A 20,449-nucleotide genomic window follows, 5' to 3' on the forward strand; every position below is an offset into this window, starting at 1 on the left:
TAATAACGTTGCAAACCCTTGCAAGTACTTGAAAGAACACTGTAATGCTGCCTACCGATTCCGCCCTGGTCCTGTTTAGCGGGGGCCAGGATTCCACCACCTGTCTGGCCTGGGCGCTGAAACATTATGCGCGTGTGGAGACCATAGGCTTCGATTATGGCCAGCGCCATGCTATCGAGCTGACCGTGCGTCCGGCCGTGCGCGAGCAGCTGCGTGCCTTTTCGCCCGAGTGGGCGGCGCGGCTGGGCGAAGACCACATGATTGATCTGTCGCTGCTGAAGAACATCGCGCAGACGGCCATGACGCACGATATCGCCATCGAAACCCAGGCCAATGGCCTGCCGAATACCTTTGTGCCGGGCCGTAACCTGCTGTTCATGACGGTGGCGGCCACGGTGGCATACCGGCGCGGCCTGACAGTGCTGGTGGGCGGCATGTGCGAGACGGATTTCTCCGGCTATCCGGACTGCCGCGACGACACCATGAAAGCGCTGCAAGTTGCGCTCAATCTGGGCATGGATAGCCGCTACAAGCTGGAAACCCCGCTGATGTGGCGCGACAAGGCCCAGACCTGGGAACTGGCGCAGGAACTGGGCGGCGCCGCGCTGGTCGATCTGATCCGCTCGGGCACTCACACCTGCTATCTGGGCGAACGTGGCGAGCTACATGACTGGGGCTACGGCTGCGGCAAGTGCCCGGCCTGCGAGCTGCGCGCGCGCGGCTACCAGCAGTTTGCCGGTGGCGGGGTGTAGATGAACGCGCGGCCAGGCCAGCGTTTGCAGAGCGTGCAATCACCGCACATTCTGTCCTCGCTGGTGCTGGCCATCTGCCTGGCTGCCACCGCCGTGCTATGGCTGGGCGCGCGCGCCGATGCCGAACGCGATGCGCGCAGCGAATTCGAGATGCAGGTGCGCGTACTGCATAACAATCTCGATCAGCGCATGCGCATCTACGCACAGGTGCTGTACGGCGTGCAGGGTCTGTTCACCAGTTCGGAGCGGGTAAGCCGCGACGAATTCCACACCTATCTGGCCGGCCAGCACCTGCAGCAGCATTTCCCCGGCATACAGGGCATAGGCTATATGGCGCTGCTGGCGCCGCAGCAGCTGGATGCTCATACGGAGCAGGTGCGCCGGAGCGGCGTGGCCGGCTACCGCGTGCATCCGGCCGGCCTGCGCGACTGGTATGCCGCCATCACCTATCTGGAACCGGCCACGGTGGCCAATGCCCGCGCCATCGGTTTCGATTCGGCTTCCGAACCGCTGCGTCGCGCTGCGCTGGAACAGGCGCGCGATAGCGGCTTGCCGGCCCTGACAGCGCGCATCCGGCTGGTGCAGGAACTGGAGCAGGAAGCGCCCGTGCAGGCCGGCTTCCTGATGGTGCTGCCGCTGTACCGGCATGGCGCGCCTGTCGCCACGGTGGAACAGCGCCGCGCCGCCCTGACGGGTTGGGTGTATGCGCCGTTCCGCATGGATGACCTGATGGCAGGGCTGGGCGGCCCCCGCGCCAGCGGCTTCGATGTGGAAATCTATGACGGCAGCAGCCTCAGTTCCGCCAACCTCATGTACGACAGCCAGCCCGATGACCTGCAGCGCAGCCGCGTCAGCCAGCAGCAGTTTCCGGTCGCTGGCCGCAGCTGGACGTTGCAGATCAGCGCTGCCGGCAGCAATGCCAGCGGCGAGCGCAAGGCCACCCTGCTGGGCCTGGCCGGTATGCTGTTTAGCGCCCTGCTGGCCGGACTGACGTTCCAGCTGGCGCACAGCCGCGTGCGTGCCCGTGCCGCCCAGAGCTATGCCGAGATGCTGGCGGGCGACCTGCGCGAACGCGAACAGGCGCTGCTGGCGCTGGCCAGCGAAGAGCAGCGCAGCCAGGCCACCATCCGCAGCATACTCGATGCCACCATGGACGGCATCCTGGTGGAAGACCCGCAGGGCGAAGTGCTGAATGTGAACCGGCGTTTGCGCGAGATGTGGCATCTGCCCGAGCATCTGGACTGGCTGACCGACGGGGCGGCGCTACGGGTCCACATGGCCCAGCAGCTACGCCCGCCCGTACAGGCGCCGCTGCTGGTGCCGTCGCCGGACTACAGGGCAGGCTGGCCGGCCGAGGGCGAGCTCAGTGTGCTGCATCTGCGCGATGGCCGCGTGATCGAACAGCATACACGCCAGCTACAGCTGGGCAGCATGGCGGCCCGCCTGCATTCCTTCCACGATATTACCGAGCGCACCCGCGCCATGCAGCGTGAGCAGACGCGCCGTCAGGTGCTGGAATTGCTGGCCACCGGCGCACCATTGCAGACCATACTCGAAGGCGTGGTGCGCGGCGTGGAGGCGGGCAACGAGGATATGCTGTGCAGCGTGCTGCTGCGCGAAGGCGATAGCGATCATCTGCTGGTGGGCGCGGCGCCCAGCCTGCCCGTGTTCTTCAACGCGGCCGTACATGGTCAGGCGCTGAGCGATATGCCCGGCCCCTGCAGTCAGGCGGTGCAGCAGCGGCGGCGCATCATCGTGGCCGACATCGCCAACACGCCGGAGCTGGGCGATTACCGCGTGCAGGCCATGCAGGCCGGGCTGGGCTCGTGCTGGGCCGATCCGATTTTCGGCGCCAGCGGCAATGTGCTGGGCGCTTTCGCCATCTACCACCGCAGTCCGCGCCTGCCCGGCATGGCCCATATCACGCTGATCGAACAGGCCGCACAGCTGGCCGGCATCGCCATCGAACAGGCCCGTGCAGCGCAGGCGCTGCGTGCCGGCGAAGCCCGCTTCCGCAGCCTGTACGACCATGCGCCCGTGGCCCTGTGGGAGCAGGACTGGTCGGGCGTGCGCCAGGCGCTGAACGAGCTCGAGCTGACCGGCATCGACGATCTGGCCGGCTATCTGCAGGCCCATCCCGCGCAGCTCGACTATCTGGCGGCCCAGGTGCGCATCGTCGATGTCAATGCGGCCGGGCTGGCGCAGGTGGGGGCCAGAGCCGACCGGCAGGATCTGGCGCAGCTGACGCTGGAGCAGAACTTCGATGCGGCCGCCAGACCGAATTTTGCGCTGGCGCTGGCCGCGCTGGTCAAGGGGCAGCACATCTTCAGCTGCGAAGGCAGTTTCCGCCGCCTCGACGGGGTGGCGCGCCGCAATGAGCTGACCCTGCTGGTGATGCCCGGCCATGGCCACAGCCTGGATTTCCTGATCGTCTCCACGCTCGATACCACGGAGCGGCGCCGCATGCACGACGAGCTGCATCTGCTGGCCACTACCGATGCGCTGACGGGCTTGCCGAACCGGCGCGAGTTCATGCGCCGGCTGGAAGAAGAACACAGCCGCCTGCAGCGTGCACCGGAACCGCCGGCCAGCGTGCTGCTGCTCGATGTCGACCATTTCAAGCGCATCAATGACGAATATGGCCACCCTGCCGGCGACCGCGTGCTGCAGCAGCTGGCCGAACGCATGAACGCGGGACGGCGCAAGATCGATATGCTGGGCCGCATAGGCGGCGAGGAATTTGCCATGCTGTTGCCGGCCACGGCCCTGCCGGCGGCAGAACTGATGGCCGAGCGGCTGCGTGCGCGTGTGGCCGATACGCCCATGCAGCTGGCCGATGGCGTGGAAATCACGGTGACGGTGAGTATCGGACTGGCCCGGCTGGCGGCCGCTGAAGCGCAGGGAGCACAGGCATTGAGCCGCGCCGATCAGGCCTTGTATGCGGCGAAACGGGCCGGGCGTAACCGGGTGCTGCTGGCGCAGGATGAAGGCCGTCTGGCCTGAAGGCGGATCGGCCGGGAGTGTTAGTCCCGGCCGCTTCCGGTTGAAACGGGTAGGGCTGGCAGCAGCGGTGCCGGTGCTGCGCAGCCGTGTGATCAGACTGCCTGATTCAGGGCCAGATGCTGGCGGCGTTGCTGGCGTTTGCGGGCGTAGTAGTAGATGCCGACGACGATCAGCAGGGGCAGCAGCAGTGGCGATACGGCCATGATGCAGATGAAGGCCAGCAATGCCATGCCACCCACCATCAGCACGCCCAGACCGGCGAACAGCACGCCGAGGAAGATCGCCACACCGACACACACCACCGCGGCGATGGCCATGCCGCCACTGGCGAACAGCACGCCCAGCACAGCGCCGACCGGACCGTCGATCTCGTCGCCATCGATGTTGACGTTGATGCCGTCACCAAACATTACCTGCCACGCAGAAATGGCCAGGAAAGTGAGCAGCGTTGCGATGAACAGATATTTGGCAGAGCGTTTCATGGTGGACCCCGATTCTGGTTAAGTTCTTATGTGCCGTCTGGCATGGTTGAACTGTACGCGCGGGGCCTCTGCGCAGCCAGCGGTGTGCGACAAAGCGCCGATTTGACGGGATGGAATGCATGCAGGCCGCGCCGAATGGTCAGGCCTTGCATAGTGCCAGTGCTGGCCTATACTGAAAGTTCGAGTTCTGTCAGGAGGGTCGTATCATGGTTGCTGTAGAGCGAGTGCGGGCGGTCTGGCGCCGGATGCGCCTGTCCGGTGGCGGGCCCAAAAATCCCCCCTCGGCCCCCCCTGCCATTCCGCCCATCATCATCAACCCCTACACTTACCAGACGCCGCAGCCAGCCATCGATCCGCGCAGCACGCCCTTGCGCCCCCCGGCCCAGCCGCCGGCACGGCCGTGTATCGCCCTGTAGGGCAAAAAAATCGGGGCTGGCAGAGCCTTCCCTTGCAGGAAGACCTTGCCAGCCCCTAAGCGTTCTAGACGCTGTTACTTTGTTCTGCTAATTGCTTAGTAGAAGCGCTCCTCGTTCGACTGGCGACGGCGGCGGCTGGCGAAGCCCACCAGGCCCAGACCCGTCAGCAGCATGGCATAGGTTTCTGGTTCCGGTACGGCTGCGATGTAGGAGTGGTTATCCGTCTCGAAGGCATTGGTATTCGAGGAGAACTTCACGCTCGAAATCGTGGTGCCGCTATCGGTCACAAAATTCATGTAGAAGCCATGGCTCTGATTGCCATCAGCCATCAGCGAGGCGGCGTGCGCCATGTCGCTGCCGTTAATTTGCAGGATGGCAGTGTTGCCGCTGTACAGAGTAACCACGTTGTAGCTGTCTGGCGAACCCATGAAATAGCCGAAGTAGCGTACGCCGTTGCCGCCAAAGGTCACGCTCGACGAAGTCACCTGACCGTGGCTGGTACCGACCGAGAAGTAGCGGGTGATGTCACCTGGTGGCGGCGCCGATTCGCCGGGATAGCCGCCAGCCGGGATGATGGCATTGAGGGTATCGTAGGTGGCGAAGCCGGTAGGCAGCAGGCCATTGTCGAAATCAATGGTGGTGACGCCGGAAACTGTCGAAGTGTTGCCGCTAGTGGCCGTGTAGGTGACGCCAGCTTGTGCGCTCAGCGCAGCACCGGTAAGGGCCAGAGCCAGCAGGGTTTTGGTCAGAGACATGATCGGTTCCTTATCTATAGGCTAGCTAATTTGGGGCTAGCAGCACTTGTATTAACAACAGGAAACTGGTGATTCTGGATTGATAATAATAATATTCACTAGGCAATGTCTAGTGATTTTTTTGTAGTAAAGCAGCCATAAACCGGGGTGGCGATGCTGAAGGCTGGCTTAAGTGTCTGATTTAATATGATTTTCGTACTGCCAACACTAGGCAAAAAATTTCTCTTTAATATTTTATTTTGGAAAGTTTTGTTGCGTTTATGGCCTCTATATTGCCATAATTTTCACAAAAGTCTGATCTTGCTCAGTACGCAGGCGGCATTGTTGATCAGGCGCGCAGGGCGTATCATTTCGCTCCCTTACCTATCCGACAGGAGCGCGCCATGGAGCCAGCACAGCAAACCGACCACGACAGCCCCGTGCAGGAGGCCAGACTGTGGCAGGGCAATGGCTGGACTGCCCGCGTGATCAAGAACGAGGACGATGATGGCTGGGCCGTAGCCATGATCAAGGATGGCGAACCGGAACCGGCACTGGTGGGGCCGTGGACCATGGGACGCGACAAGAAAAATCCCAAGCCGCTTGATTTGCCGGCCTTCCATACGCTGGTGAAAACCGCTAACGAGGTGCTGCGTCGCCACGAGCAGCAGCTGCACGCGCAGTTGCACAAGCAGGTGCTGGTCAATGATGAAGCGGGGCCGATCAAGGTGCTGCTCGATATCGTGCCTGATGAAGACGATCCGTATGCCCTGCTGAGCGCCTACGACAGCGATGGCGAACAGCTGGCACAGGTGCGCGTTGCGCCCGATTTCAAACTCAACGTCAGCAGCGCTGCACACTGGATTGCGGGCGGCTACCGTCGTCCCTGAACCACGCCTTGTGTGCCGGCCGGCGCAGACAATAGCGCCCTGAGGCCAGAACGGCGCCAGCCTATGGCCGTGCGCGTGGGGAACTGCTAGTATTTTCCTGTTCATATTACGATTCAGGAAACTCGATGGAAAGTCGTCTCGCCCGCCTCGAAGCCGTACAGGCCATGTTGCTGGAAATCGGCCAGAAGGCCAGTAGCTGTACCGATATCAGCGAATTCCTGCAATCCGTGCATGCGGGGCTGGGGCGCATCATGTATGCGGCCAACTTCTTTGTCGCGCTTAGCGACGCCGATGGCCCCGTCAATCAGGTGCGCTTTGTCTACTTCGTCGATGAAGTCGACGAACCGCCCGGCCGTGACGAACTGTTCGAACTGGAAGAGGGCGAATCGCCCACCGCTGCCGTAATCATCAATGACCGCAGCATGATCATGACGGCGGCCGAACATCAGGCACGGCGGCAGGACAATGCCGGCTTCGGCATAGGCACCATTGCCGAACACTGGATGGGTTGCCCGCTGCATGATCTCAACCATCAGGTGCTGGGCGCCATGGTGATGCAGAGTTACGACAAGGAACACACTTACAGCACCGAAGATCAGGCCCTGTTCGCCCAGATCGCCAACCACGTGTCGAGCGCGCTGCAGGGCTTGCGCAGCATGGACAGACTGGAACGCGCCGTGCAGGAACGCACCGCGCTGCTGGCGCACGAAGTGGCCGAGCGGCGCCGCGCCGAGAACATCCAGCGCGCGCTGTACCAGCTGGCCAATCTGTCGGCCACCGCTACGGGCGGCAGCCGTTTGAACATGCAGCTGCACCAGATCATCAGCGAGCTGGTACCGGCGCAGAACTTCCTGATGGCGCTATACCACCCTGATACGCAGGAAATCAGCATTCCCTATTTTGTCGACGAGAAGGACGAGCAGGCGCCCGTCAAACGCTTCGATTTCGGGCTGGGTATGTCGTCCTACATCCTGCAGCGCAAGCAGGCGCAGATGCTGGACCGGGCCGCGCTGGAAGCGCTGATCGCCAGCGGCGAACTGAAACAGCCGCTGGGCAGCATAGAGATCGCCAGCTGGATGGGCGCACCCATGCTGCTGGGCGATACGGCTTACGGCGTGATCATCGTGCAGAGCTATGACGACCGGGTGCTGTACACCCAGGCCGATCTGGACATCCTCGCCTTCATGGCCAGCCATGTGGCCGTGGCCATCGCCCGCATGCGCGCCGACCGCGAAATCCGCCGCGCCAAGGAAGCGCTGGAAGAACAGAACGCCGCGCTGGAATCGGCAATGGACTCGCTCAAGGAAGCGCAGGGCGAACTGGTAAGGCAGGAAAAGCTGGCGTCGCTGGGCCGGCTGGTGGCTGGCGTGGCACACGAAATCAATACCCCGCTGGGCATCTGCGTGACGGCCACCAGCCATCTGGTGGAAGAGCTGCGCCTGACGCGCGAAGAGCTGGCCAACGGCACGCTGGACGAGGAGGGCCTGCAGCAGTTCTTTGGCATCATCGACCAGTCGCTGCGTATCATGACCACCAATACCCAGCGCGCGGCAGCGCTGGTGCGCAGCTTCAAGCAGGTGGCAGTGGACCAGTCGGCCGACGATATCCGCAGCTTCAATCTGCGCCGCTATCTGGACGAAGTGCTGCTGTCGCTGCAGCCCAAACTCAAAGGCAAGCCGGTCACGCTGGAAGTGGAATGCCCCGAGCAGATCAATATGGCCAGCTTCCCCGGCGCGCTATCGCAGGTGGTGACGAATATGGTGGTCAATTCGCTGGTGCACGGTTTCGAGCAGGGCGAGCCCGGCGTCATCCGCATCAGCGTGGCGCTCGATGGCGATCTGGTCGAACTCAATTACAGCGACGATGGCATAGGCATGGACAGCGCGGCACTGGCCCAGCTGTTCGATCCCTTCTACACCACCAAGCGCGGCACGGGCGGCAGCGGGCTTGGTGCCCACATCCTGTACAACCTTGTTACGGGTGCGCTGGGCGGCAGCGTCAAGGTGCTCAGTTCGCCGGGACTGGGGCTGCACTACAAGCTGCGCTTCCCCAAGATCCAGCGCAAGGTGGCCGCCTGAGCGGGCCGGTGCTGCTGCGCAGCGCCTAGTCAGGGAAGCGCTGGTTGATGGCCAGCGCTTTATCGATGTTCTGCACCAGCAGGTCGACGTAATACGGATCCAGATGCTGGCCAGCCACGGAACGCAGGTGTTCGACCACCTGTTCCAGCGGCCAGGCTTCCTTGTAGCAGCGCTTGTGCATCAGCGCGTCGAACACATCGGCCACGGCGACGATGCGCGCATACAGGTGGATGGCGTCGCCCTTGAGGCCTTGCGGATAGCCGCTGCCATCGTATTTTTCGTGGTGCTGGTGGGCGATCACGGCGGCCGCCTTGAGGATGGGGCGCTGCGAACCGTTCAGGATGGACAGCCCCACCGTCGGGTGCTGCTTCATGATTTCCCATTCTTCCGCATTCAGCTTGCCCGGCTTGAGCAGCACGGCATCGGGCGTGGCGATCTTGCCGATATCGTGCATGGGCGCGGCATGCTGCAGCACGGCGGTTTCTTCCTCGCTCATGCCGCTGGCGCTGGCCAGCAGGTGGCACACTTCGGCCATGCGGCGCACGTGGTTGCCTGCTTCGTTGGAGCGCGATTCCACCACATCGCCCAGACGCAGGATCAGCTCGGCCTGGGTATCGGTGATTTCCTGGGTCAGCAGGATGTTGTCGAAAGCGATGGCCACGCCGGAGCAGAACACTTCCAGCAGCTTGATATCGAGCTCGCAGATTTCTTCCACCCCTTTCAGGATCAGCAGCGAATGCTTGCCGCTGTTATTCGGGAAGTAACCGATATAGGTATCGCCTTCGAGGTGGGTGATCTTGTTGACCTTGGAATTATCGAGCCGCGTCAGTAGTTCCGGGCTCAGTAGCGGGCCATCGATGTCGCCGATCTGGGCCAGTATCTCGTAATTGTTTTCGCCGCTGATGGCAGTGGCAGCGCGCAGGCGCAGCAGCATGCTCTGTTCCAGCCGCAGCAGGGCCACTACCTGCTGCAGCAGGCCGTTGGCGAAATCCTGCAGATTGCGCTGCTGGAAAATATGGGCGGAGGCGGCGATCACCCGTTCCAGCCCTTCGCGGTAATGCATCTGCTGCTGGCGCGCTTCTTCCACTTTCATGATGTCGCGGTAGGCGCGCAGCGCGGCGAAGGTGGTGGTGAACAGCTTGGTGCGATCGAGCTCGGTCTTTTCCTTGTAATCGTTGATATCGTAATTCACGATTACGCGCTCTTCCGGTGCCTGGCCCGGCTGGCCGGTGCGCAGCACGATGCGGGTGAACTGGTTGTCCAGATCCTGACGCATCCAGCGCGCCACTTCCAGCCCCGCATCTTCGCTCTCCATCACCACATCGAGAAACACCAGCGCGATATCGCTTTCGCGCGCCAGCACTTGCTTGGCTTCTGCGCCGCTGTAGGCGTGGACAAAACTCAGTGCACGTCCGTCCAGACGGAAGCGGCTCAGGGTCAGCTTGGTGATATCGTGGATGTCGGGTTCATCGTCGACCAGCAGAACTTTCCATGGCGCTAGTTTAGGCGATGACGTGGACAGAAAAGACATATGAGCGAGTTCCGCAAAAGGGCACGAGGTTGGGGTTATCCGATTGTAGACCGGGCTTATGGCCATTGACAACAAGCAACAATCCATGATTTTAGGGAGTGTTGCAAAGGCTGCAGCGGCCTGCTCAGAGCAGCTGCAACAATACTTCGTTTTTGGCAATATTGCCATCGCATTTACACAACATCGCGCCGTCGCCATAAAAAAAGCCCGCAAGGAGCATACGCTCGTTGCGGGCGGGGGACAGCTGGGGGAAATCAGCTCAGGGTAGGCAGGCCGGTCAGGTAGCCCACGGCGGCGCCGAAGCGGTCGCGGTAGTTGGCGCGGATCAGCGGATCCAGCGTGGCCTGCACTTTGCCGTGCAGGGCCGCTTCCCAGTCGCCCGGGTGCTGGAAGTTGCTCATCACGTAGGCGAAGCCGTTGATATCGTCGACGGCGTGCAGGCCGGTCGATTCGGCACCGGCCGGGGTGGACAGGATGCGCGTCAGGGTCTTGGTGTCGACGTTGTACGCCCACAGGAAGTTATTCACGTGCAGGCCGCTGTCTTCGCCGATGAACAGGGTGCGCAGCTTTTCCGAGAACTTGATGTTGTCCGGATTGGCGATCTTGTCGGCGTTGGCCAGGTTGCCCAGCGCGTCCGGCGTGGCCAGATCTTCGCCCACCAGTGCCGGCACGGCAGCCATGTCGACCGGTACCCATTCGCTGTTGATGCTGGCGCCCGTGTCGTCGCTCTGGCCGCCCTTCAGGTTCAGCGCGTAGACGATGCCGGCATTCGGGCCTTTGACGGCGATGCCGCCCGAACCATTGGTCATGGCAGCCTGGATGTAGCTCATGGCAGAGTAGGCGATCTTGTCTTTGGCGTTGACGGTGGTGCCTTCCATCTTGGTGAAGCCCATGCTGCCACCTTTGAACGCAGCGTAGCGGTGGGTTTCCAGGAAGGCGGCCGCCTTCTCTTTGCCGGCGACGAATTTCACCCAGTTGGTTTTGCCGCTGAACGGGATCTTGGTGTAGCTGGTATCGGCCGGATCGGTGGTCTTCACGCTGACAATGTCGGCAGCTTTCAGGCTGTCGGCCAGGGCCTTGATTTCGGCGCTGGTGGCGCTGCCCAGTTTGATCCACGAGAGTTTGGCCGAGCCGCCGTTGTCAGCCGTCAGCTGGGTCCATTTGGCCACGTACAGGGTGCCGCTGGACAGGTCCTGCGCCTTGTCGGCCACGAACATGAACAGACCGCCGTTGGTGGCGTCGTCGCCCATCAGGGCGGTGCGCTCGTCCGGCATGACCTGAATCAGCTCGTGCGAAATACGGCCCATGCAGTAGTGCTTCTTGATGCTGCCCGTGCCGTCCGGATTGACGGTGATTTCCGGCAGGTGGCCGTAGTGGTAAGGGTTGGCCTTGCTGGCATCGCCGTACAGATTGGTGCTGAAGTTGGCGAACTGGGTGTTCTTCTCGATCACGCTGGCATCCGGCTCGTACTCTTCGCTCGACAGGTGGGTATTCCATGGCGAACGCGAAGCGCCGCAGGTAATCCACAGGCCGTTGACGCTGCTGGTATCGACGTTATGGTACTTCACCAGCGACAGTGCGCCCGTGGTCGGGCTCTGGTCCAGCGTCAGCACGGCGATAGGCGAAGGCAGCATGCCGTACATGGAATCGCCCTTGACGTTGCGGGTGGCATATTCGAACTGCACCACGGCGAAAACGGTATTACCTTTTACGCCGGTGACAGTAGGATTGGCCAGTTTCAGCAGCGAGGAGCCGTCCGGGCAGTCCGAGAAGAACTGGCGCTGGCCGGCATCGCTGCGGTCCAGGATGGGCTGGTTCTTGATGTCGTAGTAGCCGCCGGCCAGGGTAGTGCCGCCGCTACCGTTAGGCACCATGGCGCCCGTGATGAAGAAGGTCTGGTAGCCCAGTGCGTAGGACAGGGTCTTGCCGTTCGAGTAGACCGCGTTGAGCGAGGAAGCCACGGTGGTGGTAGCCATCTTGGCCGGATCGGCCAGCGTCGGTGCTGCCATGCCGCTGAAGCTCAGCGACATCAGCGTAGGCGCTGCAGCGGCCGTATCGCCGCCACCGCAGGCGGACAGCAGGGCGGCAGTCGCGCTACCGCCGGCGAGCGGCAGCAAAGGTGCGCCGGAAAGGAATTTGAGAAGGTTGCGACGGGTCAGATCGAGCGAGTCGGTCATGGGAAATCCTGTTGTGGTTAATGCCAGTCTGGTGGCCGCGACTGGCGCGGGAGGTGGCGAGGGGCTGGCTCAGCCTCGACGGGCGCAATCTTAGTCATTTGTTATGACAGCAGCATGACAAGCACGGACAGGGATTTGGTAACAAACTTATTCAGGCGGCGCGGGCGTGCATAAAAGCGGCTATATTGCAGCTATATCGTTTGCAGCGTTTTGGGCTGCATGATCTGTGAAGGAGTCTCTCATGCGAGCAATCACACGTAGCCTGCTGGCAGTTGCGCTGCTGGCCTGCGGCGCCGCCTCGGCGCAGGTGAGCGTCAGCTATGTCAAGCCGGAAGATTTTGCCGATGTGCCGCGCAGCGCCGTCGACCGCGAGCGCGTGCTGAAGGATTTCAGCAGCTATTTCGACACCTGGTCGGCCAGACTGCCGGCCGGGCAGACGCTGAAAATCGAAGTACTCGATATCGATCTGGCCGGGCGTATGTGGCCGCGCCGGAATGGCGGCGAAGATATCCGCGTGCTCAATGATGGTGCCGACTGGCCGCGCATGCGATTGCGCTACACGCTGGAGCAGAATGGCCAGAGCGTGCGCAGCGGCGATGAGCAGTTATCGAATATGAGCTATATGCAGCGCATCAACCGCTACTCGGAGAGCGATACGCTGCGCTACGAGAAGCAGATGCTGGACGAGTGGTTCGATAAAACCATCGTACGAAAAACCGCGGCGCGCTGAACCGCCTGCCGCGCTCTGGGCGGCGGCTTACTCGAGCCGGTTCACATTGGGGAATTTGGCGAGGAATTCAGGCGCCATGGGCGTGACCTTGCCCGTCTTGTAGTTGAAGAAGACGAAGCCGTACTTGGCCATGGCCACCAGCGTGTGGTCGGCCGGACGGGTGACGCGGAAGATGATGTCGCCGCCGTAGGCATTGAAGTCCATCACGCCCACTTCGAAGGTCAGCACGTCGCGCGCATGGGCTTCTGCGCGGTACATGGTGGACAGATCGGTGACGATGATGCCCAGCCCCGTGCCATCGACTTCCTCCACGCCATACTCGTACAGGAAGCGCGCACGCGCTTCCGACAGCATGGAAATCATGGAGTCATTGCCGAGATGGTTGCCGGCGTTGATGTCGGTCACGCGGACCGTGAGCTGGGTGGAAAAACAGAACTGGTTTTCGGGGAAATGCAGTTGCAGACGGGCCATGCTTACCTCACGTAGTAAGGCTTCATTCTAGCGCACGGCCCGCGCCCGGTCACAGCTGTTCGGCCAGGAACTGTAGTGTATGTCCTCTAGCCAGCGCAGCGCTGCGCTGATGGTAGGAACTGCGGTGGTTGCAATTAAAACCATGCTCCGCGTCCGGATACACATGGATTTCCACCTGCTCGTTATCGTCGAACTGCTCGGCGATGCTTTGCACGGCGCTGAGCGGAATGTGGCTGTCGAGCGCACCGAAGTGCATCAGTACGGGCAGCCTGATTTCGCTGGCGCGAGCTAGCCCGTGCTGGATGCCGCCGCCGTAGTAGCACACCGCCGCATCGACCACGCCATTGGCGGCCGTATGGTAGGACAGCTTGCCGCCGAAGCAGAATCCCAGCGAGGCGATGCGGCCCACCCCCGCCATGGCGCGCAGCACCTTGGCGGTTGCCGCCACATCGGCCTGCGCCAGCGCGAAGTCGGTCGCGTTCATCAGCTCCACTGCACGCTGCCAGTCGGGGCCTTCGTAACCGAGTTCGATGCGCTCGCCCTGACGCCAGAAGATATCCGGCACCAGCACCACATAACCATCGGCCGCATACTGGTCGGCCACATTGCGGATATGCTGGTTGACGCCGAAGATTTCCTGCAGCAGCACGATGCCGGGGCCGCTGCCGCCACGCGGCAGCGACAGGTAGGCGCCAAAGCTGCCGTTGGCGCCAGCGATGTTGATCCATTTGCTGTTGGTTTCCATTGTCGCTCCTTTAGCGTTTGACTTTGCCGAATGCATCGCCGGCTTTCCAGCTCTGCATTTCCGGTGCATTGCCGACGGCGTAGCCCAGATTCAGGGTGAACTGGGCTTGCTGCACCATGCCCGACAGATCCCAGCTCGGGTGGTATTCGTCGGTGATCTGGTGGTAGTCCTTTTTGAACGAGACCATTTTGGCGCTCGAATGTTCCTGATCGTGTTCGAACTCGAAGTGACCGTCGCCCGAGAACACGGCCGAACCGACGTTAAAGGCCGGTACGCCGGCCTTGGCGAAGTTGAAGTGGTCGGCACGGAAGTAGGCGCCGGACAGGTCGGGGATGGTGGGGGCCAGTTTCAGGCCCATTTTGCGCGCCACCTTGCTGGCTGCGTCATACAGGCTGCTGCGTTCGGCGCCTGCCACACCCATGTCGACCGTGCGGCCGACGAAGTTCATGCTGTCCAGATTCAGGTCGGCCGTAGTCTGGCTGAGCGGCCAGGCCGGATTGCGCACATAGGCCGCGCTACCCAGCAGGCCCTGTTCTTCTGCGGCAGGCCAGAGGAAGACCTGGGTGCGCTTGGCGGGACGCTTGACGGCTTCGGCCGCCATGGCCAGCAGGGCCGCCGAACCCGAGGCGTTATCGATGGCGCCGTTCCAGATGTGGTCATGGCCATCTTCCTTGCTCACGCCTTCGTCCATGCCCAGATGGTCCCAGTGGGCCGAATACACCACGGCCTGCTGCTTGAGCTTGGGATCGGTGCCGGGAATGATGCCGGCCACGTTGAACTGCTCGATCTGGCGGATCGCGCTATGAATTTCTGCGTGCACGCTGAGCTTCAGGTCGACCGGATGGAAGTCGCGCCGTTCGGCCTGCGCGCGCAGCGCATCGAGATCGAAGCCGCCGGCGGCAAACAGGCTGCGCGCCACGTCTTCCTGCAGCCAGCCTTCGATAGGGTTGCCGGAACCGGCCAGATGGAAGCGCTCGTGGCTGAAGCCATTGGCAGGTACACTCCATGGGTAGGAAGCGGACGGGGTGGTGTGGATCAGCAGGGCACCGGCCGCGCCCTGACGTACGGCTTCTTCGAATTTGTACAGCCAGCGGCCGTAATAGGTGTAGGCTTTGCCGGCGAAGCGGTTGGGCTCTTCGGCAGTCGGCTGCGGGTCATTGACCATCATGACCAGAATTTTGCCTTTCATGTCGAGGCCTTTGTAGTCGTCCCATTTTTCTTCTGGGGCGATGGCGCCATAGCCGACGAAGACCAGCGGGGCATCGATGCTGATATCGGCTTTGCCGCCGGCCGTGCCGAATACGATTTCGCTGCCGTTCTGTGGCGTGATCTGCTTGCCGTCGGCATTCTGGAAGCGTACCAGGCTATTGGCCAGCAAACGGGTGCCTTCGATTTTGACGGGCATGCGATAGCCGCCGCTGGCCAGCGGCTTGAGACCAATCACGGCAGCCTGGGTTTCCAGATAACGCACGGCCAGATCGCCGCCGCGCTGGCCAGTGCCGCGCCCTTCCAGCAGATCATCGGCGAGGAAGGACAGGTGGGCACGCAGCGGACCTTCGGTCACGGTCGGTGCAGCGGGGGCCTGGGCGTGGACGTGGAAGGAAGCCAGCGCGAGGCTGGTAGCGATGGCGAGGGCCGGAACGCGCATGTTTACTCCATGAAGTGTAATTCGGTGCAGAGGGCTTTATCTTACTTTACTTGTGGTAGCAACTGCACGCCGTGCTGTTGTAAATAATATCGGTCTAAATCAGGAGGGGATCTATGCAAGTCATCATCATTACCGGTAGCTCGGATGGCATCGGGGCAGAAATGGCGCGCCAGCTGGCACGTCGCCATGGCAATCAAGTTGCGCTGGTGCTGGCTGCGCGCAAGGCCGAACTGCTGGAGCAGGTGGCGGCCGATTGCGCAGCCAGCGGTGCCCGGACACTGGTGGTGCCCACCGACGTTTCGGTGCAGGCCCAGTGCACGGCACTGATCGCGGCCTGTGTGGCACGCTTTGGCCGCATCGATGGCTTGATCAACAACGCCGGCCGCTCGGCCCATGCGCTGTTCGAGGAGGTCGAGAATCTGGCTTGGTACGAAGAACTGATGCGGATAAATCTGTGGGGCAGCGTGTGGTGTACCCATGCGGCGCTGCCCTATCTGAAGCAGACCCGGGGCCGCATCGTTGCGGTCTCTTCGCTGGCCGGTCTGGTGGGCGTGCCGGGCCGCACGGCCTATGGCGCCACCAAGTTCGCCATGGGCGGCTTCTTCGAGGCGCTACGACCGGAGCTGCGTGGCGCCGGGGTGAGCGTGACCATCGCCTATCCCGGCGTGGTGGCAACGCAGATTCGCCACCGCGGTTTTAATGCGGCGGGCGGTGAACTCGGTAGCAGCAGCCTGAAAGAGGATAAGGCCATGTCGGTGCAGCAGTGTGCCCGGCTGATTATCGATGGCATGCAGGCGCGCCAGCGCGAAGTGGTGATGTCGGCCAAGGGCAAGCTGGGACGCTGGCTGAAACTGGTCGCACCCGGACTGGTGGAGCGCATGGCGCTGGCTGCCGTGAAAAAGGAAGTGCAGCCTCATTGAAGCAGGGCGCCGAAGTCCGGGCGCCGCTAAGCGCTATTTGTAAGCGAGTGTAAGAGTCGGTAAGAGCTTGTAATTGCCGTCAACTGCAGGGGGAGGGAGGCCGTTTTTTGCTCATGCGACACGGGATTGTCCCGATGCCGAAACCTAGAAAAGGAAATACATCATGACCAAAATCACCGCTTCCCTGATCGCCGGCCTGTTCGCTACCGCAGCATTCGCACAGACGCCTGCTGCCACCACGACCACCGCACCGGTGGCCAAACCAGCCGCAGTGAAAGCTGAAGCGAAAACCGAAGCGAAGGCCGAGACCAAGCTAGAAGCCAAAGCCGAAGCCAAAACCGCTGAAGTGAAAGGCGAAGCCAAGGCAGCCGAGGTGAAAGCGGCGCACAAGCCAGCCGATGCCAAAGCTAAAACCCACGAGGTGAAAGCTGAAGCCAAGACTGTAGAAGCCAAAGGCGCCGAAGTTAAAGCAGTCGACACCCATGTCGCCGCCAAGACCGAAGTGAAACCCGCTCCAGTCAAAGCTGAACACCAGGCTAAAGAATCCAAGGTCGCAGCACCAGTTGTTGTTGCAAAACACGAAGTTAAACCAGCAGCCGTTAGCAAGTAATCAGGCAGTAACTGAATCAGATTTAATCATATAAACCGTATATACCGCTAAGAGGAATTATCATGAAAAAAGTTATCGCTACCCTGATCGCCACCCTGTTCGCTGGTGCCGCTTTCGCTCAGACTCCTGCTCCTGCCGCTTCGGCCAGCGCCAAGGCATCGGTTCCTGCGGCTACCGCTGCAGCAGCTTCGGCCCCGGCTGCATCGACGCCTGCCGAACCAGCCAAGAAAGCGAGCAAGCATCACAAGAAAGCAGCTGCGGCATCGGCCAGCGCATCGGCTTCGGCTCCTGCGGCTTCGGCACCGGCCGCTAGCAAGTAATCAGGCAGTCTTTGCATCAGATTTAACTATATAAACCGTCTATACCGCTAAGAGGAATTATCATGAAAAAAGTTATCGCTACCCTGATCGCCACCCTGTTCGCTGGTGCCGCTTTCGCTCAGACCCCTGCTCCAGCTGCTGCGGCGAGCGCCAAGGCATCGGCTCCTGCCGCCACCGCTGCAGCAGCTTCGGCACCAGCCGCTTCGACGCCTGCCGAACCAGCCAAGAAAGCGAGCAAGCATCACAAGAAGGCAGCTGCAGCATCGGCTAGCGCTTCGGCCTCGGCTCCTGCCGCAGCCGCTCCAGCTGCCAGCAAATAAGCAGGCCGCCGGCAGCATAGCCGGCAGTAAGATCAAGCAGTACAGCGTCACCCTGATCGCCAGTCCGAACTGGCGGTACTAAGCTGACCTTCAGCTTGCAGCACCCAGCAGCATCATGCAGCATCATGCAGGACGTGCCACCCCGGACCAGCAAGGCCTGGGCGGTGCAGGAAACGGGAAGCACAGGCCACGGCCTGTGCTTTTTTTATGTCCGTGTGAATTGGCTGGAAATACTGTGATTTCGGCCATGTTTTCGCGATTTTTAGGCAAAATCGGGCTTAAACCTGCCAGACAGAGTAAACTACGCACAAATTTCTTTCGCAATTAGGCGATTCGAACATACTTGTGAGTGACGCCATGTCTGTATCCCCCCAATCTTCCATTCCCCCCGTAACCCTGTTCTCCGATCTGGACCTCAGTGCACCTTTGATCAAGGCGCTGAAGGAAGTCGGTTACGAATCCCCGTCGCCTATCCAGGCGGCCACCATCCCGCTGCTGCTGCAGAACCTCGACGTACTGGGCCAGGCCCAGACCGGCACTGGTAAAACGGCCGCGTTTGCACTGCCGGTCCTGTCGCGCATCGATATCCGCCAGACCACGCCGCAGGCGCTGGTGCTGGCACCGACGCGCGAACTGGCAATCCAGGTCGCCGAAGCATTCCAGACCTATGCCGCGCATATCCCCGGCTTCCACGTGCTGCCTATCTACGGCGGCCAGAGCTACGGCCCGCAGCTGTCGGCCCTGCGCCGTGGCGTGCACGTCGTGGTCGGTACGCCGGGCCGCGTGATCGATCACCTCGATAAAGGTTCGCTCGATCTGTCCAAGCTGAAAACGCTGGTGCTGGACGAAGCCGACGAAATGCTGCGCATGGGCTTTATCGATGATGTCGAGCGCATCCTGCAGGAGACGCCAGAGTCGCGCCAGACGGCGCTGTTCTCGGCCACCATGCCTTCGGCCATACGCCGCATCGCCAACACCTATCTGCGCAGCCCGAAAGAAATCACGGTCGCTGCCAAGACGGGCACCAATGAAAACATCCGCCAGCGCTACTGGCTGGTGAGCGGCATGCATAAGCTCGACGCGCTGACCCGCATTCTGGAAGCAGAAGACTTCGACGGCATGATCATCTTCTCGCGTACCAAGCTGGGTACGGAAGAACTGGCGCAGAAACTGCAGGCGCGCGGCTTCTCGGCAGCGGCCATCAATGGCGACATCCAGCAGGTGCAGCGCGAGCGCACCATCCAGCAGCTCAAGGATGGCAAGATCGATATTCTGGTGGCCACCGATGTTGCCGCCCGCGGTCTCGATGTGGAGCGCATCAGCCACGTGGTCAACTACGATGTGCCGCACGATCCGGAAAGCTATACCCACCGTATCGGCCGTACCGGCCGTGCCGGCCGTAGCGGCGAAGCGATCCTGTTCATCACGCCGCGCGAAAAAGGTCTGCTCAAGTCGATCGAACGCGCCACCCGCCAGCCTATCGGCATGCTGGAACTGCCGACCATACAGGCGGTGAACGATGTGCGTATCGCCAAGTTCAAATCGCAGATCAGCGAAACGCTGGCGCAGGGCGAACTGGAACAGTTCCAGTCGCTGATCGAAGACTTCGAGCGCGAGCAGAATATTCCTGCCATCGAAATCGCGGCAGCGCTGGCCAAGATGGCACGCGGCGATGTGCCACTGCTGCTGGATAAGAAGCAGCAGATTCCGGCCGCCAGCTGGGACGAGCGTCCGGGCCGTCAGGTCGGCTTCGAGCGCACCGAGCGCGGTGAACGTGCCGAACGCTTCCCGAAAAAAGAACGCGTGATGCGCGCACCGGACCCGGGCATGCAAACCTTCCGCATCGAAGTGGGCTACCAGCACGGCGTCAAGCCGGGCAATATCGTCGGCGCGATTGCCAACGAGGGCGGCATCGACTCCAAGCACATCGGCCGTATCGAAATCTACGACGATTACACCGTGCTCGATATGCCGGACAACCTCGATAGCGAGGTGCTGGCCCATCTGGCCGGCATCAAGGTAGCGGGCCAGCAGTTGCGCATCAGCCGTGATGGTGAAGAGCAGCGTGCACCGGCCGCCAAGCCGGTCAGCAAGCCGGCCAAAGCGGCTGCACCGGTCAGCCCGGCCGCATCGCCGCTGGCCAAGGCGGCACGGGTGGAAGCGGGCGAACTGGCCGACGCCGCACCGAAGAAGAAAAAGGAAAAGCCGGGCAAGGTCGCGATTCCCATGAGCGCTTTCCGCATCGAAGTGGGTAGCAACCATGCGGCCACGCCAGCCAACATCGTCGGCGCCATCGCCAACGAAGCGGGGCTGGAAGCCAAGCATATCGGCCGTATCGAAATCTTCGATACCTACAGCATGCTGGAGCTGCCGGACGGTATGCCGCCCGATCTGTTCAAGCATCTGGGCAAAGTCTGGGTGGGCGGCGCACAGCTGAAAATCAGCCATGCCGACCGCATGCCGCCAGAGTCGGGCAAATCCACGCCGCCGAAAAAGCCGGCTGCTGGTGCCAAGCCTAAGAAAAAGTACTGATCGCTTTTTCCTCCTCTCCAGCAGGGCCGCAAGGCCCTGTTGTCGTTTCTGCCCGTGCACGGACTCAGTGCGCCCGTCTGCTGCATTGCA

19 protein-coding genes are annotated in these 20,449 nt (G+C 61.8%); 12 read left to right on the plus strand and 7 right to left on the minus strand.

Annotation, left to right across the window (positions count from 1 at the left end; all coding sequences use genetic code 11):
- Nucleotides 1-44 precede the first annotated feature (44 nt).
- Together queC and GTP23_RS16560 are read left to right on the plus strand one after the other, a co-directional pair.
- Complete coding sequence (gene queC / locus GTP23_RS16555; RefSeq protein ID WP_161036119.1) at nucleotides 45-752, plus strand: 7-cyano-7-deazaguanine synthase QueC; 708 nt, start codon at nucleotides 45-47, stop codon at nucleotides 750-752.
- The gene (locus tag GTP23_RS16560) at nucleotides 753-3,755 is read left to right on the plus strand and encodes a CHASE domain-containing protein (RefSeq protein WP_161036120.1); all 3,003 of its coding nucleotides are present in this window, start codon (nucleotides 753-755) and stop codon (nucleotides 3,753-3,755) included. It begins immediately after the preceding gene.
- Between the two features lie 92 nt (nucleotides 3,756-3,847).
- Here the strand turns inward: GTP23_RS16560 and GTP23_RS16565 are convergent, their stop codons facing one another.
- Complete coding sequence (locus GTP23_RS16565) at nucleotides 3,848-4,237, minus strand: DUF898 domain-containing protein (RefSeq protein ID WP_161036121.1); 390 nt, start codon at nucleotides 4,235-4,237, stop codon at nucleotides 3,848-3,850.
- Between the two features lie 206 nt (nucleotides 4,238-4,443).
- Here GTP23_RS16565 and GTP23_RS16570 point away from each other — a divergent pair, with 206 nt between their 5' ends.
- Nucleotides 4,444-4,653, plus strand: a complete 210-nt coding sequence (locus GTP23_RS16570; protein ID WP_161036122.1) for a hypothetical protein — start codon at nucleotides 4,444-4,446, stop codon at nucleotides 4,651-4,653.
- Between the two features lie 95 nt (nucleotides 4,654-4,748).
- On the opposite strand, the gene GTP23_RS16575 is transcribed toward GTP23_RS16570, so the two are convergent.
- On the minus strand, nucleotides 4,749-5,408 hold the full coding sequence (locus GTP23_RS16575) for an Npun_F0296 family exosortase-dependent surface protein (protein WP_161036123.1): 660 nt from the start codon (nucleotides 5,406-5,408) through the stop codon (nucleotides 4,749-4,751).
- Between the two features lie 383 nt (nucleotides 5,409-5,791).
- Between GTP23_RS16575 and GTP23_RS16580 the strand changes: the two genes are divergently transcribed.
- A complete protein-coding gene (locus GTP23_RS16580; protein ID WP_161036124.1) occupies nucleotides 5,792-6,277 on the plus strand; it encodes a hypothetical protein in 486 nt (161 codons plus the stop codon).
- A 125-nt stretch (nucleotides 6,278-6,402) separates the two neighbouring features.
- Nucleotides 6,403-8,355, plus strand: a complete 1,953-nt coding sequence (locus GTP23_RS16585) for a GAF domain-containing sensor histidine kinase (protein ID WP_161036125.1) — start codon at nucleotides 6,403-6,405, stop codon at nucleotides 8,353-8,355.
- A gap of 25 nt (nucleotides 8,356-8,380) precedes the next feature.
- Here the strand turns inward: GTP23_RS16585 and GTP23_RS16590 are convergent, their stop codons facing one another.
- The gene (locus tag GTP23_RS16590) at nucleotides 8,381-9,886 is read right to left on the minus strand and encodes an HD domain-containing phosphohydrolase (protein WP_161036126.1); all 1,506 of its coding nucleotides are present in this window, start codon (nucleotides 9,884-9,886) and stop codon (nucleotides 8,381-8,383) included.
- A gap of 58 nt (nucleotides 9,887-9,944) precedes the next feature.
- Between GTP23_RS16590 and GTP23_RS16595 the strand changes: the two genes are divergently transcribed.
- Nucleotides 9,945-10,154, plus strand: coding sequence for a hypothetical protein (locus tag GTP23_RS16595; RefSeq protein ID WP_161036127.1), 210 nt, complete (start codon nucleotides 9,945-9,947; stop codon nucleotides 10,152-10,154).
- Here GTP23_RS16595 and GTP23_RS16600 read toward each other — a convergent pair.
- Nucleotides 10,141-12,063 (minus strand): PhoX family protein, encoded by a 1,923-nt coding sequence (locus GTP23_RS16600; protein ID WP_161036128.1) that lies wholly within the window; start codon nucleotides 12,061-12,063, stop codon nucleotides 10,141-10,143. The two genes, GTP23_RS16595 and GTP23_RS16600, sit on opposite strands and share 14 nt — an antisense overlap.
- Before the next feature lie 241 nt (nucleotides 12,064-12,304).
- Between GTP23_RS16600 and GTP23_RS16605 the strand changes: the two genes are divergently transcribed.
- Entirely contained in the window at nucleotides 12,305-12,793 is a 489-nt protein-coding gene (locus GTP23_RS16605) for a DUF3016 domain-containing protein (protein WP_161036129.1), read from the plus strand.
- Between the two features lie 27 nt (nucleotides 12,794-12,820).
- On the opposite strand, the gene GTP23_RS16610 is transcribed toward GTP23_RS16605, so the two are convergent.
- From GTP23_RS16610 to GTP23_RS16620, 3 genes are read right to left on the minus strand one after another with little or no spacing between them, the layout of a single operon-like run.
- Nucleotides 12,821-13,264, minus strand: coding sequence for a thioesterase family protein (locus GTP23_RS16610; RefSeq protein WP_161036130.1), 444 nt, complete (start codon nucleotides 13,262-13,264; stop codon nucleotides 12,821-12,823).
- A gap of 49 nt (nucleotides 13,265-13,313) precedes the next feature.
- Nucleotides 13,314-14,009 (minus strand): dienelactone hydrolase family protein, encoded by a 696-nt coding sequence (locus tag GTP23_RS16615; RefSeq protein ID WP_161036131.1) that lies wholly within the window; start codon nucleotides 14,007-14,009, stop codon nucleotides 13,314-13,316.
- Between the two features lie 10 nt (nucleotides 14,010-14,019).
- A complete protein-coding gene (locus tag GTP23_RS16620; protein WP_161036132.1) occupies nucleotides 14,020-15,657 on the minus strand; it encodes a M28 family peptidase in 1,638 nt (545 codons plus the stop codon).
- Nucleotides 15,658-15,770: 113 nt separating this feature from the next.
- On the opposite strand from GTP23_RS16620, the gene GTP23_RS16625 reads away from it, so the two are divergent.
- From GTP23_RS16625 to GTP23_RS16645, 5 genes are all read left to right on the plus strand, one after another.
- Nucleotides 15,771-16,577, plus strand: a complete 807-nt coding sequence (locus GTP23_RS16625; protein ID WP_161036133.1) for an SDR family oxidoreductase — start codon at nucleotides 15,771-15,773, stop codon at nucleotides 16,575-16,577.
- A gap of 163 nt (nucleotides 16,578-16,740) precedes the next feature.
- On the plus strand, nucleotides 16,741-17,187 hold the full coding sequence (locus GTP23_RS22815; protein ID WP_229256125.1) for a hypothetical protein: 447 nt from the start codon (nucleotides 16,741-16,743) through the stop codon (nucleotides 17,185-17,187).
- Nucleotides 17,188-17,249: 62 nt separating this feature from the next.
- Entirely contained in the window at nucleotides 17,250-17,507 is a 258-nt protein-coding gene (locus GTP23_RS16635; protein ID WP_161036134.1) for a hypothetical protein, read from the plus strand.
- A gap of 62 nt (nucleotides 17,508-17,569) precedes the next feature.
- Entirely contained in the window at nucleotides 17,570-17,827 is a 258-nt protein-coding gene (locus tag GTP23_RS16640; RefSeq protein WP_161036135.1) for a hypothetical protein, read from the plus strand.
- A gap of 357 nt (nucleotides 17,828-18,184) precedes the next feature.
- The gene (locus GTP23_RS16645; RefSeq protein WP_161036136.1) at nucleotides 18,185-20,359 is read left to right on the plus strand and encodes a DEAD/DEAH box helicase; all 2,175 of its coding nucleotides are present in this window, start codon (nucleotides 18,185-18,187) and stop codon (nucleotides 20,357-20,359) included.
- The last annotated feature ends 90 nt before the right edge of the window (nucleotides 20,360-20,449 follow it).

The sequence above is a fragment of the Duganella fentianensis genome, from assembly GCF_009857835.1.
Classification (GTDB): Bacteria; Pseudomonadota; Gammaproteobacteria; order Burkholderiales; family Burkholderiaceae_D; genus Rugamonas; species Rugamonas fentianensis.

Coding starts and splice junctions, on each gene's coding strand:
- GTP23_RS22815 (WP_229256125.1), top strand. CDS start 16,741: ATGACCAAAATCACCGCTTCCCTGATCGCCGGCCTGTTCGCTACCGCA.
- GTP23_RS16635 (WP_161036134.1), top strand. CDS start 17,250: ATGAAAAAAGTTATCGCTACCCTGATCGCCACCCTGTTCGCTGGTGCC.
- GTP23_RS16560 (WP_161036120.1), top strand. CDS start 753: ATGAACGCGCGGCCAGGCCAGCGTTTGCAGAGCGTGCAATCACCGCAC.
- GTP23_RS16570 (WP_161036122.1), top strand. CDS start 4,444: ATGGTTGCTGTAGAGCGAGTGCGGGCGGTCTGGCGCCGGATGCGCCTG.
- GTP23_RS16620 (WP_161036132.1), bottom strand. CDS start 15,657: ATGCGCGTTCCGGCCCTCGCCATCGCTACCAGCCTCGCGCTGGCTTCC.
- GTP23_RS16615 (WP_161036131.1), bottom strand. CDS start 14,009: ATGGAAACCAACAGCAAATGGATCAACATCGCTGGCGCCAACGGCAGC.
- GTP23_RS16645 (WP_161036136.1), top strand. CDS start 18,185: ATGTCTGTATCCCCCCAATCTTCCATTCCCCCCGTAACCCTGTTCTCC.
- GTP23_RS16640 (WP_161036135.1), top strand. CDS start 17,570: ATGAAAAAAGTTATCGCTACCCTGATCGCCACCCTGTTCGCTGGTGCC.
- GTP23_RS16590 (WP_161036126.1), bottom strand. CDS start 9,886: ATGTCTTTTCTGTCCACGTCATCGCCTAAACTAGCGCCATGGAAAGTT.
- GTP23_RS16585 (WP_161036125.1), top strand. CDS start 6,403: ATGGAAAGTCGTCTCGCCCGCCTCGAAGCCGTACAGGCCATGTTGCTG.
- queC (WP_161036119.1), top strand. CDS start 45: ATGCTGCCTACCGATTCCGCCCTGGTCCTGTTTAGCGGGGGCCAGGAT.
- GTP23_RS16575 (WP_161036123.1), bottom strand. CDS start 5,408: ATGTCTCTGACCAAAACCCTGCTGGCTCTGGCCCTTACCGGTGCTGCG.
- GTP23_RS16625 (WP_161036133.1), top strand. CDS start 15,771: ATGCAAGTCATCATCATTACCGGTAGCTCGGATGGCATCGGGGCAGAA.
- GTP23_RS16565 (WP_161036121.1), bottom strand. CDS start 4,237: ATGAAACGCTCTGCCAAATATCTGTTCATCGCAACGCTGCTCACTTTC.
- GTP23_RS16580 (WP_161036124.1), top strand. CDS start 5,792: ATGGAGCCAGCACAGCAAACCGACCACGACAGCCCCGTGCAGGAGGCC.
- GTP23_RS16610 (WP_161036130.1), bottom strand. CDS start 13,264: ATGGCCCGTCTGCAACTGCATTTCCCCGAAAACCAGTTCTGTTTTTCC.
- GTP23_RS16600 (WP_161036128.1), bottom strand. CDS start 12,063: ATGACCGACTCGCTCGATCTGACCCGTCGCAACCTTCTCAAATTCCTT.
- GTP23_RS16605 (WP_161036129.1), top strand. CDS start 12,305: ATGCGAGCAATCACACGTAGCCTGCTGGCAGTTGCGCTGCTGGCCTGC.
- GTP23_RS16595 (WP_161036127.1), top strand. CDS start 9,945: ATGGCCATTGACAACAAGCAACAATCCATGATTTTAGGGAGTGTTGCA.